The organism is Rhodopseudomonas faecalis, from assembly GCF_003217325.1.
In the GTDB taxonomy this organism is placed as follows: Bacteria; Pseudomonadota; Alphaproteobacteria; order Rhizobiales; family Xanthobacteraceae; genus Rhodopseudomonas; species Rhodopseudomonas faecalis.
The window spans coordinates 103,309-118,026 of sequence record NZ_QJTI01000002.1; the positions used below are offsets into that span (position 1 = coordinate 103,309).

A 14,718-nucleotide genomic window follows, 5' to 3' on the forward strand; every position below is an offset into this window, starting at 1 on the left:
GGGATCGGGGTTGTTCTCGCCGTTGCGGCCCTGTATCGTCTTTGTGACGAGCCGCGCCAAGCATCCCCCGTCGCCTGTTGCGTTTGGGTGGAGCGGCTTTGTCTCCGACTTGCACATTCCGAGTAGCGCCAGCGGTGACGGTCCGGCGAGGGCGGTCCCTCGCACGCCATATTCCGCAGACACTCCGTGGACATGCATGATGTTTCTGAACCTGCGTTGGACGATCTGCTAGCGCCTGCCAAATCGCCGCATGCGGCGATTTCTGTTGACGGTCTGCCCACCAAACGAAGTAAGTAGCCGATGCAATATCCGAACCTAGACGCTTCCGAGATATTCGCGAATCGCGAGGGCCAGCGCAGTGCGATGCACTCGCGCTACCTGAACGAACAGCTCGTGAGAGTCCTGAAGACTATCGGCTACGACGTTGGCTTTCAGCGCGGCGAAGGCCAGTATCTGTTCGATCGCGAGGGCGCCCGCTATCTCGATCTCTTGAGCGGCTTTGGCGTATTCGCGATCGGCCGCAATCATCCGGTGCTGCGTCAGACGCTGAAAAGCGTGCTCGACAGCGACTTCCCCAATCTGGTGCAGCTCGACGTCTCGACGCTGGCCGGCGTGCTCGCCGAGCGGCTGCTTGAGCATGTGCCGTATCTCGACAAGGTGTTTTTCGCCAATTCCGGCGCGGAATGCGTCGAGGCCGCGATCAAATTCGCCCGTGGTGCCACCGGCCGGCCCGGCATCATCCATTGCGAGCATTCGTTCCACGGCCTGACCTATGGCGGCCTGTCGCTGACCGGCGATCCGAATTTCCGCACCGGCTTTGAGCCGCTGCTGCCGGGCTGCTCGGCGATTCCGTTCAACGACCTGGAAGCCTTGGAGAAGGCGCTCTCGACCCGCAAGATCGCGGCGTTCATCGTCGAGCCGATCCAGGGCAAGGGCGTCAATATGCCGAGCGACGAGTTCCTGCCCGGCGCTGCCGCGCTGTGCAAACGCTATGGCACGCTGTTCGTCGCCGACGAGATTCAAACCGGCCTTGGCCGCACTGGCCGCTTCTTGGCGGTCGAGCACTGGAACGTCGAACCCGACATGGTGCTGCTGTCCAAGGCGCTGTCCGGCGGTCACGTGCCGGTTGGCGCGGTGCTGACCCGCAAGTCGGTCTTCGAAAAGATCTTCAACCGCATGGACCGCGCCGTGGTGCACGGCTCGACCTTTGGCAAGAACGATCTGGCGATGGCCGCCGGCATCGCCACGCTGGAAGTGCTGAAAGCCGAAAAGCTGGTCGAGGCCGCCGCCAAGCGCGGCGCCGAGCTGCGGCTGGCGCTGAACAGCCTGGTGCCGGGCTATGAGATGCTCAAAGAGGTGCGCGGCAAGGGCCTGATGATCGGCGTCGAATTCGGCCCGCCGCAATCGCTGCGCCTCAAGGCGTCGTGGGCGATGCTGGAGACCGCCAATAAGGGGCTGTTCTGCCAGCTGATCACCGTGCCGCTGTTCAAGGATCACAAGATCCTGACCCAGGTGGCCGGCCACGCCAGCCACACCGTCAAGCTGCTGCCGCCGCTCACCATCACCGAGGACGATTGCAAGTGGATCGCGGGCTCGTTCGATCAGGTGATCGCCGACAGCCATAAGGTGCCGGGCGCGATCTGGTCGCTGGGCAAGACCCTGGTCGACAACGCGGTGCGCAAGTCCGCTTAAGCGGACTTTGCAGCTCGGTTGCTTCGAGGTTCGTCATTGCGAGGCGCGCTCAAGTCCGTCATTGCGAGGCGCGCAGCGACGAAGCAATCCAGCGTTCCGTGCGCAGACCTTGTTGGCTGTGTGCGGTTCGCGCCATCAGCCCCACCCAGGCCGTCATGCCCGCGCTTTGTCGCGGGCGTCCACGTCTTAGAGTCCGTGCAGGGTGAAGACCCCGGTTCTGACGCGGCGAGCTTGGTAGCTTCTCGCGGTCGCACGAGCTGAAGAACTACCTGCCATCCTCCAAAATCATCGCCGCGCCTTTTTCACCGATCATCGCCGCCGGGGTGTTGGTGTTGCCCGAGGTGATGGTCGGCATGATCGAGGCATCGACCACGCGCAAGGCGCCGATGCCATAGACCCGCAGCCTTTCATCCACCACCGCGAGCGGATCGCTCGGCAGCCCCATCTTGGCCGTGCCGACCGGGTGAAAGATCGTGGTGCCGATATCGCCGGCCGCTTTCGCCAGCGCCGCATCATCGTCGCCGACCGAGGGGCCGGGTAGATATTCCTGCGGCTGATATTTGGCGAGCGCTGGCTGTTTCATCAGCCTGCGGGTGACGCGGATCGCGTCGGCCGCGACTTTGCGGTCCTCATCGGTCGACAGATAATGCGGCGCGATTGAGGGCGCGGCCAAGGGATCGGCACTGCGCAGCCTGATCTCGCCGCGCGAGGTCGGTCGCAAATTGCAGGCACTGACCGTGATCGCCGGAAAGCGGTGCAGCGGATCGCCAAACTTGTCGAGCGACAGCGGCTGCACATGGAACTGGATATTGACGCGCTCCTGATGCGGATCGGAGCGGGTGAAGATACCGAGCTGCGACGGCGCCATGGTCAGCGGGCCGCGCCGGCGCAGCGCGTAGTCCAGCCCCATCAGCCCGCGCCGCGCCAGCGAGTGATAGGTCTCGTTCAGCGTGCGCACGCCGCTGACCTGATAGATGGCGCGCTGCTGCAGATGATCCTGCAGATTGCGGCCGACGCCGGGCCGATCCACAAGCGGCGTGATGCCGAGCGGCGCCAGCCATTCCGCCGGGCCGATGCCGGAGCGATGCAGCACCTGGACCGAGCCGATCGAGCCGGCGCACAGCACGATCTCGCCCTTGGCGCGCGCCTCGATGGTCTCGCCGCGCTGGCTGTAGCGCACGCCGACGGCGCGGCCATCTTCGATCAGCAGCCGTTCGACCAGCACGTCGGTTTCCAGCCGCAGATTGAGCCGCTTCAGCGCTGGCTTGAGGAAACCGCGTGCAGACGACCAACGCCGGCCGCGCTTCTGGTTGACGTGGAAATAGCCGATGCCTTCATTATCGCCGGTGTTGAAATCGGCGGTGCGCGGAATGCCGAGCTGGGTGGCGGCGTCGGCCACGGCATCCAGCACCGTCCAGGACAGCCGCGGCGCCTCGACCCGAAAACCGCCGCCGCTGCCGTGGTAATCGCCCGCGCCCATGAAATGATCTTCCAGCTTGATGAAGGCCGGCAGCACGTCGTTCCAGCCCCAGCCGGTGAGGCCGAGTTGCCGCCAATGATCATAGTCGGCGGCCTGGCCGCGCATCGAGATCATGGCGTTGATCGCCGAGCAGCCGCCGATCACCTTGCCGCGCGGATAGGCCAGCGCGCGGCCGTTCAGCCCCGGCTCGGGCTCGGTCTTGAACATCCAGTCGGAGCGCGGATTGCCGATCGCGAACAGATAGCCGACCGGAATGTGGAACCAGATCCAGTTGTCGCGGCCGCCGGCTTCCAGCAGCAGCACCTTGTTGGCGGGGTTGGACGACAGCCGGTTGGCGACGATGCAGCCCGCCGTTCCTGCGCCCACCACGATATAGTCGAACTCGCCCTCGAGCCGTTTCGCCATCCCGTGCACCTGTTGTTTTTGCTCGCGGTCTTTGCCGCGGATCATTGAGGCTTAGCGTCGCTGCACGGCCCTGTACAGCTGGCATGTCGGCGGAGGCCGGTGGCGTACCGGCCTCCTTGGGCGGTGCCTTGGGCGCGCGAGGCGGTCATGCTAGAGCTAGGCTCTGACCATTGGGAATGACCATGCCGATCATCAACCGCGTCGCCGATCTGTTGCCTGACATCGTCGCCTGGCGCCGCGACCTGCACGCCCATCCCGAGCTGATGTACGACGTGCATCGCACCGCGGCGCTGGTCGCGGAGAAATTGCGCGAATTTGGCTGCGATGAGGTGGTGAGCGGCATCGGCCGCACCGGCGTGGTCGCGGTGATCAACGGCCGGCAGCCGGCCGATGGCCAGGCGGTGCGCTGCATCGGGCTGCGCGCCGACATGGACGCGCTGCCGATCAAAGAAGCGACCGGGCTGCCTTATGCGTCCAAAACTCCGGGCGTGATGCATGCCTGCGGCCATGACGGCCATACGGCCATGCTGCTCGGCGCGGCGCGCTACCTCGCCGAAACCCGCAATTTCGCCGGCCGCGCGGTGCTGATCTTTCAGCCAGCCGAAGAGGGCGGCGGCGGCGCCGCGGCGATGATTGCCGACGGTCTGGTCGAGCGCTTTGCGATCGATCAGATGTACGGCATGCATAATGGCCCCGGCATGCCGCTGGGAACGTTTTCGCTCCGGCCCGGCGCGATCATGGCCTCGACCGATTCCATCGATCTGCGCATTGAGGGGGTCGGCGGCCATGCCGCGCGGCCGCATAATTCCATCGATCCGGTGCTGGCCGGCGCAAAACTGGTGATTGCGCTGCAATCGATCGTGTCGCGCTCGGTCGATCCGCTCGAGTCGGCGGTGCTGTCGATGTGCGAGTTCCACGCCGGCAGCGCGCGCAACGTCATTCCGCACACCGCCGAACTGAAGGGCACGGTGCGCACGCTGTCACCGCAGATCCGCGATCTGATGGAGCAGCGGGTGCGCGAAGTGGTGGCGGGCGTGGCGCAGCTGACCGGCACCTCGATCGAGCTGAGCTATGAGCGCGGCTATCCGGTGGTGGTCAATCATGACGCGCAGACCGCCCATGCCGCGGCGGTCGCCGCCGAGATCGTCGGCGAGGGCCGGGTGATGGACATGCCGCCGCTGATGAGCGCCGAGGATTTCGCCTATATGCTGGAGGCGCGCCCCGGCGCGCTGATCTTCATCGGCAATGGCAACAGCGCCGGGTTGCATCACCCGGCCTATGACTTCAACGACGATGCGATCGTGTTCGGCACCTCGTATTGGATCAGGCTGGTGGAGACCACGCTGGCGGCGTGAAGCTGACCGCGCGGCCGGAACCATGGGCGGCACATGGCGTTGGGGGCAGGCATTGTCCCGCTATCGCCAACCATGGAGTGCGTCATGCCGGCCAAGGACAAGGATCTGCACGATCTCTTTCTCGATACGCTGAAGGACATCTACTACGCCGAGAAGCAAATTTTGAGGGCGCTGCCGCGGATGGCCAAGGCCGCGCAGTCCGACAAGCTGCGCGCCGCCTTCGAGAAGCATCACGGCGAGACCGAAGGCCAGGTCGAGCGGCTGGAGCAGGTGTTCGAGCTGTTGGAAAAGCCAGCGCGCGGCAAGACCTGCGATGCCATCATCGGCATTCTCGATGAGGGCAAGGAGATCATGGAGGAGTACAAGGGCGCCGAAGCGCTCGACGCCGGTATGCTCGCTGCGGCGCAGGCGGTCGAGCATTACGAGATCTCGCGCTATGGCACACTCAAACAATGGGCGACCCAGCTCGGCATGAAGGACGTCGCGCGGCTGCTCGACCAGACGCTGCAGGAAGAGAAGAAGACCGACCAGACGCTGACCGAGCTGGCGGAGACGGCGGTCAACATCGCCGCCGCGGCGTAGGACGATTGTCGCTGAATACGTCTCTCTTGGCAGCCGGTGAAGTCTTCAAGACGTCATTGCGAGGAGCGCTTGCCTTCACTGCACGACGTCAACCACGTCATTGCGAGGAGCGAAGCGAAGCAATCCAGCTAAGTTCTGCTGCGCGAACAACTGGATTGCTTCGCTTCGCTCGCAATGACGGTGCATTTAATGATGACGTAAATAATGCATCACCGCGATGAATCGTCGTGGTCGCGATTGCTTGACAGCGCCTTCCGGCGCTGCCGGTTCGGTTTTGGCGCGGGCGGTGCGGCGTCGATCATCGCGCTGGTGCGGCGTTCGGCATCGGCGATCAGCGGTTCGATCAACGCCGCTTCCGGCAGATTTTTCCAAAAGCGTTTTGGCATATGCGCCTGCATCGCCTTCATGTTCAGACGCGCCGGATTGAACGTGCTGGCATAATAGGTCAGCCATAATTGCTCGAGCCGGTCCGCGCCCGGCGCCATATCGCGCGCGATGCCGGGCGTGAAGCTGAGCGCATGGCCATCCCAATGCGCACAGCGCTCCGGCGTTAGAATCGACCAGGGCATGTCGGCAAAGCGGCGTGCGAAGAACGGCGCAGTCGCCTCGACAATGTGGTGCTCGGGCTCATACCAGGCGACGAAATGATTATCCGGCTCGCGGCCGATCTCGCGAAAGCGCACAAAGCCCTGCATCTTGTGCTGATCGCTGCGCACCGCCTTGGCCATCGCTTCAAGCTGCGTCATCTGCCGATCGGTGCAGCGCGCCAGCAGATCGGGATCGCGGCGCAGCCGCCACAGCACCGCATAGAGCAGCGCAAAGCGCTGCGGATCACGGTGCAGCATCACGGTTTTGGCAAGGTCGACAAACAGCGCCGGCACGTTGAAGCTGCCGGAGACGCGCGGCAGCGTCGAGGGCTGTGCCGGTTCGGCAAACAGATCAGGCGCGGCGCCGGCAACGCTCCAGCGCACCTCGGCCGGCGCAACATTGGATAGCACCAGCGCGCGCGCTGCCTCGCGCCAGCCGGCAAAATCAATGTCGCTATCAAGTTTGATCTGATGCATCGCAGTCGAAAGCGTGGGGCGCGTCAAAAGCCAAAACCCAGTTGCTGCGCTTGCGGCGCAAAGCGCGCCTCAAGCCTGGTGCTGTCGAGCAGCGCCGGCGCCGGGCGGTGATCGGGCAGAACGATGAACGGCAGCGCCTTGTTTTTGGGGATGCGCAGCCGCGCCAGATCAGCCGTGCGCAGCGTGCCGACCCGGCGTAGGGTCAGAATCCGTTCCACCGTGCGCGCGCCAAAGCCCGGCACCCGCAGCAGGTCTTCGCGCGAGGCGCGGTTGACGTCGAGCGGAAAGCGCTCGCGGTGGCGCAGCGCCCAGGCCAGTTTGGGATCGTGCTGTAGCGACAGCATGTCGGTGTCGTCGAGAATTTCGTCGGCGGCAAAGCCATAAAAGCGCAGCAGCCAATCGGCCTGATACAGCCGATGCTCGCGCACCAAAGGCGGCGCCGCCAGCGGCAGCGCCCGGCTGGCCTCGGGGATCGGGCTGAACGCCGAGTAGTACACCCGCTTCAGATGATAGGCGCCATAGAGATTGGCGCTGGTGGCGAGGATGGTCTTGTCGGAGGCGCTGTCGGCGCCGACGATCATCTGCGTGCTTTGCCCGGCGGGCGCGAAGCGCGGCGGCTTGCTGCGGCTCGGCGTCTGGCGTGCCTCCTGCGCTTCATCGAGTTTCAGCCGCACCCGGCCCATGCTGCGCCGGATCGAGCGCACGTTCTTCTCTGGCGCGAGCCGGCAAAGACTATGCTCCTCCGGCAACTCGATATTGATCGACAGCCGGTCGGCATAGCGGCCCGCGGCGCTGATCAGCGCCTCGTCGGCGTCGGGAATGGTTTTGAGATGGATGTAACCGCGAAACTGGCGCTCACGCAGCGTGCGCGCCACCGCCACCAACTGCTCCATGGTGTAGTCGGCGCTGCGGATGATACCGGAGGACAGAAACAGCCCCTCGATATAGTTGCGGCGATAGAAGCCGAGCGTCAGCGTCACCACTTCTTCGACGGTGAAGCGGGCGCGCGCCACGTTCGAGGACGCGCGGTTGATGCAATACAGGCAGTCATATTGGCAGGCATTGGTCAGCAGAATTTTCAAGAGCGAGATGCAGCGGCCATCGGGCGCAAACGAATGACAAATGCCCATGCCGCCGGCCGAGCCGAGCCCCTTGCCATCGCGGGAGTCGCGCCGGTTGGTGCCGCTGGAGGCGCAAGAAGCGTCGTATTTGGCGGCATCGGCGAGAATGGCCAGCTTGCGTTGCAGATCCATCCCAAAATTCCTCACAAGGGGGCAGTCCAAAACTCAGGTGGCGATCCCGATTGACTCCTCGGGGCGCCTGGGTCTTATATTAGAACATATCATGAACGAAACGGCCAGCCACGGGTTTTAAGGACAACCGGCAAACGGCCGCCAATCGATGAAGGAGCGCGGCATGCCCAGTGCCCGCATGAGCACGCTTGCGCGCCTGCAAGGCGCCATTGACCGGCTGGAACACGGCCTGGCGGAGCCGCTGCGGCGCCAGCCGCTCGGCCATGCCGCGGTCGATGCGGCGTTGCAGGGCGGGCTGGCGCTCGGGGCGCTGCATGAGGTGTTCGGCGAAGGTCGCGCCGCCGGCGCCGCCACCGGCTTTGTCGCCGGGCTGGCGCGGCGCGCCAGCGAGCAGCGCTTTCTATTGTGGGTGCGGGTCGATTTCGCGGCGCGCGAGAGCGGCGATCTGGCGATGGCCGGCTTTGCCGAACTCGGGCTCGATCCGCGCCGCATCGTGGTGGTGCGCGCGCCCGATGCCGACAGCGCGCTGCGCAGCGCCGCCGATGCGCTGGCCTGCACCGGGCTCGGCGCGGTGGTCACCGAGCTGTGGGGCGAAAGCTGCGCGTTCGATGCGGTCGCCAGCCGCAAGCTCAGCCTGGCGGCGCAGCAATCCGGGGTCACCGCCTTGATGCTGCGCATCGCCGCCGCGCCGCAGACCTCGACCGCCGAAACGCGCTGGGTGGTGCGCGCCGCGCATTCGCCGCCAGTGGAGGGCTGGGGCGCTCCGGTGCTTGAAACTTCGCTCATCCGCAATCGTCGCGGCCCGACCGGCCGCTGGATCATGGAATGGAATTGTGATGCGTGCCGCTTCCGTGAACCGCAGACGCATCCTCGGCCTTTGGTTGCCGCGGTTGCCGACCGATCGTATCGAACGGCTGTCGTCGCCCCGCGACGGCTCGCCGGCTGAACCGCGCGTCGTCGTCGCCAAACGCGACAACGCGCTCGTGCTGGTGGCCTGCGACGCCCGCGCGGCGCAAGGCGGGCTGACGCCCGGCATGCCGCTCGCCACCGCGCGCGCCATGCATCCCTCGCTCGACGTGATCGAGCATGATGCCGTGGCCGATGCCGCGCTGCTTTCAGCGATCGCCGATTGGTGCGACCGTTTTACCCCGCTGGTGGCGCTGGATGGCGATGACGGCCTGTGCCTCGACATCACCGGCTGCGCCCATCTGTTCGGCGACGAACAGGGGCTGCTTACCGCGCTGCTGCAGGGGCTGCAGCGCCAGGGTTTTGCGGCGCGCGCTGCGATTGCCGGCACCGCGGTGGCGGCGCGGGCGCTGAGCCGCGGTGCGCCGCGCACCATCGTGCCGCCGGGCGGCGAGGCCGAGGCGGTGGCGCCGCTGCCGGTGGCGGTGCTTGGCGTTGATCCCGGCATCGTGCGCGGGCTGCGCCGCGCGGGGCTGGTGACGATCGGCGATGTGCTGGCGCGGCAGCCCTCGGAACTGGCGGCGCGGTTTGGTGCTGATTTTGTCGCGGTGCTGCGCCAGGCCAGCGGCGCGGACGATGCGCCGATCTCGCCGCGCCGTCCGGCACCGGACTATGTGGTCGACAAGCGCTTTGCCGAGCCGGTGGCGACGCTTGAAGTGATCATGCCGACGCTGCTGGCGCTGGCGCGGCTGTTGATCGCGGCGATGGAAAAGAGCGGCAAGGGCGCGCGGCAATTGCTGGCGTCGTTTTTCCGCAGCGACGGCGCGGTGCGCACCATCATGGTCGAGGCCGGTCAGCCGGTGACGCGCACCGAAATGGTCGAGCGTTTGTTCGCCGAAAAGCTCGATGCGCTCGCTGATCCGCTCGATCCCGGTTTCGGCTTCGATCTGATCCGGCTCGCCGCAAGTCACACCGTGCTGGTCGATGCCGCGCAGCGCGGCTTTGATAGCACCGCTCATCAGGCCGAGGATGTCGCGGCGCTGGCCGACACGCTGTCGGCGCGGCTCGGCGCGCGGCGCGTGCTGCGTTATCTGCCGCAGGACAGCCATCTGCCGGAGCGCGCGGCGCTGGCGGTGCCGGTGCAGCATTGTCCGCCGCAAACCTGTCACGAGACGCCGTGGCCGGGTCGCGCCGACGAGCCGCCTTTGCGGCCGCTGCGGCTGCTGCAACCGCCCGAGCCGGTCGAGGTGCTGGCCGAAGTGCCCGATGGGCCGCCGGCGCAATTCACCTGGCGCCGCGTCACCCATCGCATCGCCCGCGCCGAAGGCCCGGAGCGGATCGCGATGGAATGGTGGCGCGCGTCCGAGCCGGGCCTGACCCGCGATTACTTCCGGATCGAGGACGAGGTCGGCGCGCGGTTCTGGCTGTACCGCGACGGGCTCTATGGCCGCGAGGTGTTGCCCAGCGCCGATGGCCACGGCCAACCGCGCTGGTATGTGCACGGCCTGTTCGCGTGAGGGCAGGCGCTAGGGCCAGAGGCTAGGCTTAGTCATTGCGAACGCAGCATCGCACAATCTCTCTTTCGTCATTGCGAGCGCAGCGACGACGAACAATGTCCCTTTCGTCATTGCGAGCGAAGCGACGTCGAACAATGTCTCCGCCGTCATTGCGAGGAGGCGAAGCCGACGAAGCAATCCAGAAGCGCCGGTGCTCTGAGTGTTTGGATTGCTTCGTCGCGAAGCCTGTGCCCGGACGGCGCAAAGCGCCGATCCGGGTGCTCCTCGCAATGACGAAAAGAAACGTCATCTGAAAATCTCATCCGAGGCGGATCGCATGATCGCGCGTTACGCCGAAATCGGCGTCACCAGTAATTTCTCGTTTCTGCACGGGGCCTCGCATCCGCAGGACTATGTGCAGCAGGCGAGCCTGCTTGGCCTGGATGCGATCGGCATTGCCGACCGCAACACGCTGGCCGGCGTGGTGCGCGCCTATAGCGAGCTTGGCAATGACGAACTGATCCACAAACCAAAGCTGCTGATCGGCGCGCGGCTGTGTTTTGCCGACGGCACGCCGGAGCTACTAGCCTATCCCACCGACCGCGCCGCCTATGGCCGGCTGTGCCGGCTGCTCAGCGCCGGCAAGATGCGCGCCGATAAAGGCGAGTGCCATCTGACCTTCGCCGACCTCGAAGCCTTCGTCCCCGAGCCCACCACGTCGTCATGGCCGGGATCGCGGCCACCCACGTCTTGGCAGCGGCAACGGTTGAAAGACGTGGCTGCCCGGCCCAAGGCCGGGCATGACGATCCCCAAAAACAGCACTCGCAAATCCTGCTGGTCTTGATACCGCCTTATCGTTTTCATGCCGCCGAGATCGCCGCTGCCTTGCAGCGTCTGACGGCGTTGCAGCGGGACGGCGTCTGGCTGGCGCTGGCGCCCTATTATCGCGGTGATGACAAGCGGCGGTTGGCGCGGCTGCGGCATGTTGCGGCGGCGGCGCAGGTGCCGTGCATCGCCAGCAATGACGTGCTCTATCACCACCCGGATCGGCGCGCGTTGCAGGACGTGCTGTCATGCGTGCGCAATAAGACCACGCTCGATGCAGCCGGGCGGCACCTTGAAAGCAATGCCGAGCGTCATCTCAAGCCGCCGGCGGAAATGGCGCGGCTGTTCCGCGCCGATCCGGAGGCGATCGCCGAGACGCTGCGCTTTGCGAGCCGCATCTCGTTTTCGCTCGATGAGCTGAAATATCACTATCCCGATGAGCCGGTGCCACCCGGCAAGAGCGCGCAGCAGCATCTGCATGACCTCACTGAACTTGGCATCACGCAGTATTTTCCAAACGGCATCAGCGCCAAGCTGCGCGCCACCATCGACAAGGAACTGGCGATCATCGCGCGCCGCGGCTACGCGCATTATTTCCTGACCGTGCACGACATTGTCCGCTATGCGCGCTCGCAAGGCATTTTGTGCCAGGGTCGCGGCTCGGCCGCCAATTCGGCGGTGTGCTACGTGCTCGGCATCACCTGCGTCGATCCGACCGAAATCGATCTGTTGTTCGAGCGCTTCGTGTCCGAGGAGCGCGACGAGCCGCCCGATATCGACGTCGATTTCGAGCACTCGCGGCGCGAAGAGGTGATGCAATACATTTATCGCCGCTATGGCCGGCACCGCGCCGCGATCGTCGCCACCGTGATCCATTATCGGCCGCGTTCGGCGATCCGCGATGTCGGCAAGGTGCTGGGCTTGTCCGAAGACGTCTGCGCCGCGCTCGCCGATACGGTGTGGGGCTCGTGGGGCAAGGGGCTCAGCGAGATGCAGGTGCGGCAGGCCGGGCTTGACCCGACAAACCCGATGATCACCCGCGCGGTCGAGCTTGCCACCGAGCTGATCGGCTTTCCGCGCCATCTGTCGCAGCATGTCGGCGGCTATGTGCTGACCCAGGACCGGCTCGACGAATTCGTGCCGATCGGCAACGCGGCGATGGCCGATCGCAGTTTCATCGAATGGGACAAGGACGACATCGACGCGGTCAAGATGATGAAGGTCGATGTGCTGGCGCTCGGCATGCTGACCTGCATCCGCAAGGCGTTCGATCTGATCAGCAAGCACAAGGGCACGGCGCTGCAACTGTCCGACATCAAATCGCAGGACGATAACGAGGTCTACCAGATGCTGCAGCGGGGCGAGTCGATCGGCGTGTTTCAGGTCGAGAGCCGCGCGCAGATGAACATGCTGCCGCGCCTTAAGCCGCGCTGCTTCTATGACCTCGTGATCGAAGTCGCGATCGTGCGGCCCGGGCCGATCCAGGGCGACATGGTGCATCCTTATCTGCGCCGCCGGAATGGTCAGGAGCCGGTGGTGTATCCATCGCCGGCCGGGCATGCCGGCGAGAAGAATGAGCTGCAACAGATATTGGGCAAGACGCTGGGCGTGCCGCTGTTTCAGGAGCAGGCGATGCGGATCGCGATCGAGGCCGCGCATTTCACGCCTGACGAAGCCAATCAGCTGCGCCGCGCGATGGCGACCTTTCGCAATGTCGGCACCATCGGCAAGTTCGAAAGCAAGATGATCGGCAATCTGGTGAAGCGCGGCTATGACCCGATATTCGCGCAAAACTGTTTTGAGCAGATCAAGGGCTTTGGCTCCTACGGCTTTCCGGAAAGCCATGCCGCCAGTTTCGCCAAGCTGGTCTATGTCTCGGCCTGGCTGAAATGTCTGCATCCCGATGCGTTCTGCTGCGCGCTGCTCAATTCGCAGCCGATGGGTTTTTATGCGCCGGCGCAGATTGTTGGCGATGCGCGCCGCAACGGCGTCGAGGTGCGGCCGATCGACATTGCGTTCAGCGAGGGCCAGTGCACGCTGGAGGCGCATTGCGGCCGACATCATGCGGTGCGGCTCGGCTTTCGGCAGATCGACGGCTTTCGCTGGGCCGATCCCGATGAGGAGCGGGTGCGGCGCGCCGCCGGCGAACCGCCGAGCGATGATTGGGCAGCGCGGATCGTTGCGGCGCGGGCGCGCGGCGCGTTCAGCTCGCTCGAGCAGTTCGCGCGCGTCACGCGCCTGCCGAAGCGCGCGCTGATCCTGCTCGCCGATGCCGATGCGTTCCGCTCGTTGCAGCTCGATCGCCGCGCGGCGCTGTGGGCGGTACGGCGGCTGCCCGACGACGTGCCGCTGCCATTGTTCGAGGCCGCGAGCGCGCGCGAGCAGCGCGACGAAGCCGCGGCGCCGCTGCCGCAGATGCCGCTCGCCGAACATGTTGTGGCTGATTATCAGACCGTGCGGCTGTCGCTGCAGGGCCATCCGATGCAGTTTCTGCGCATGCTGTTTGCGCGTGAACGGGTCGAGACCTGCCAGGCAATTTCCGAACAGCGCAGCAGCGGCCGGCTCACGCGCTGCGCCGGCGTGGTGCTGGTGCGGCAGCGGCCGGGCAGCGCCAAGGGCGTGGTGTTCATCACGCTGGAGGACGAGACCGGGATCGCCAATCTGGTGGTGTGGCCGGCGGTGCTGGAACGCTATCGCAAAGAAGTGATGGGCGCGCGGCTGTTGTGGGCGGAAGGGCGGATTCAAGCGAGCCCGGAGGGCGTGGTGCATCTGGTGGCCGAGCGGCTGGTCGATCGCAGCGCCGAGCTCCAGCAATTGTCCGACAGCCTGGTCGCGCCGCCCGGCATCAGCCGCGACGAGCCGCTCAATGATGATCGCCGCGACCATCCCAATGAGCCGGCACAGCCGGTCCGTCATCCGCGCGACGTGCGCATCCTGCCCAAATCGCGGGATTTTCATTGAAACGGCTGCTCGTCATTGCAAGGCGCACAGCGACCCAGCCAATGAGCAAGCGTAGTGTTGGACTTCCTTCTTGCCGGGTTTGATCCGGCCATTCATCCTGCATCACCATCGATACCGAATAGACCGACACAGAGGACACCACGCGCCATGCCATCGCCCCGCGAGCTGCTTGCCGATCTTTGGGCCGTGCTGGGCGGCGATGCGGCCGCGCTCGAGCAGGTGACGCTGACCGGCGATGAGCCGCGCGCGGTTTTGACTCGCTGGTGCAATGCGCGACTGGCTTCAATCACGCCGAAGGGCAGGCGGCTGGGAGCAACGGCCCCAAGGAATTGCCCAAGGAACTACCGATGCAGATCCTCGATCACGCCACCGGCTATCTGATGGCGGCCGGTGCGATGATGGCGCTTGCCCGGCAGGCGCGCGGAGGTGGCAGCTGGCATGTGGAAGTGTCGCTGGCGCGCATCGGGCAATGGCTGTGGGACATGGGCCGGCTGCCGCAGGGGCTGGCTGCGCCGGACATCATCCGCGATACGATCGCGCCGCTGCTGCAGCGCTTGCCGTCTGGCTTTGGTGAGCTTGAAGCCGTGCGTCACGCGGCCGAGTTGTCGGCGACGCCGGCAGCATGGACCAGACCAGCGATGCCGCTCGGCAGCCATCCGCCGCGCTGGAGTTCCGGTTAGTCGTCAAACCGCGACGTT

General features: G+C 65.5%; 9 protein-coding genes and 1 pseudogene. 7 read left to right on the forward strand and 3 right to left on the reverse strand.

The window, feature by feature from the left end; translation table 11 throughout:
• Window positions 1-300 precede the first annotated feature (300 nt).
• Window positions 301-1,692 carry an aminobacteriohopanetriol synthase HpnO gene (gene hpnO / locus BJ122_RS02175; RefSeq protein WP_110779531.1) on the forward strand — a complete coding sequence of 464 codons (1,392 nt, stop codon included), beginning with the start codon at window positions 301-303 and terminating at the stop codon, window positions 1,690-1,692.
• A 265-nt stretch (window positions 1,693-1,957) separates the two neighbouring features.
• Here hpnO and BJ122_RS02180 read toward each other — a convergent pair whose 3' ends face one another.
• The gene (locus BJ122_RS02180) at window positions 1,958-3,577 is read right to left on the reverse strand and encodes a GMC family oxidoreductase (RefSeq protein ID WP_110779758.1); all 1,620 of its coding nucleotides are present in this window, start codon (window positions 3,575-3,577) and stop codon (window positions 1,958-1,960) included.
• A gap of 182 nt (window positions 3,578-3,759) precedes the next feature.
• On the opposite strand from BJ122_RS02180, the gene BJ122_RS02185 reads away from it, so the two are divergent.
• A complete protein-coding gene (locus tag BJ122_RS02185) occupies window positions 3,760-4,932 on the forward strand; it encodes a M20 aminoacylase family protein (protein ID WP_110779759.1) in 1,173 nt (390 codons plus the stop codon).
• An 84-nt stretch (window positions 4,933-5,016) separates the two neighbouring features.
• Window positions 5,017-5,514, forward strand: a complete 498-nt coding sequence (locus BJ122_RS02190; protein WP_110779532.1) for a YciE/YciF ferroxidase family protein — start codon at window positions 5,017-5,019, stop codon at window positions 5,512-5,514.
• Between the two features lie 209 nt (window positions 5,515-5,723).
• On the opposite strand, the gene BJ122_RS02195 is transcribed toward BJ122_RS02190, so the two are convergent.
• Window positions 5,724-6,578: a TIGR03915 family putative DNA repair protein gene (locus BJ122_RS02195; protein WP_110779533.1), complete on the reverse strand. Its 855-nt coding sequence runs from the start codon at window positions 6,576-6,578 to the stop codon at window positions 5,724-5,726.
• A gap of 23 nt (window positions 6,579-6,601) precedes the next feature.
• Window positions 6,602-7,831, reverse strand: a complete 1,230-nt coding sequence (locus BJ122_RS02200) for a putative DNA modification/repair radical SAM protein (protein WP_110779534.1) — start codon at window positions 7,829-7,831, stop codon at window positions 6,602-6,604.
• Window positions 7,832-7,994: 163 nt separating this feature from the next.
• On the opposite strand from BJ122_RS02200, the gene BJ122_RS02205 reads away from it, so the two are divergent.
• The 4 genes and pseudogenes from BJ122_RS02205 to BJ122_RS02225 all read left to right on the forward strand — a co-directional run.
• A complete protein-coding gene (locus tag BJ122_RS02205; RefSeq protein ID WP_110779760.1) occupies window positions 7,995-8,777 on the forward strand; it encodes an ImuA family protein in 783 nt (260 codons plus the stop codon).
• Entirely contained in the window at window positions 8,668-10,254 is a 1,587-nt protein-coding gene (locus tag BJ122_RS02210; protein WP_110779535.1) for a Y-family DNA polymerase, read from the forward strand. Before BJ122_RS02205 ends, BJ122_RS02210 begins: the two co-directional genes overlap by 110 nt.
• Window positions 10,255-10,570: 316 nt before the next feature.
• Window positions 10,571-14,020 carry an error-prone DNA polymerase gene (locus BJ122_RS02220; RefSeq protein ID WP_110779537.1) on the forward strand — a complete coding sequence of 1,150 codons (3,450 nt, stop codon included), beginning with the start codon at window positions 10,571-10,573 and terminating at the stop codon, window positions 14,018-14,020.
• 245 nt (window positions 14,021-14,265) lie between these two features.
• Window positions 14,266-14,700, forward strand: a pseudogene (locus tag BJ122_RS02225) (CoA transferase); the annotation flags it as partial.
• Window positions 14,701-14,718 lie beyond the last annotated feature (18 nt).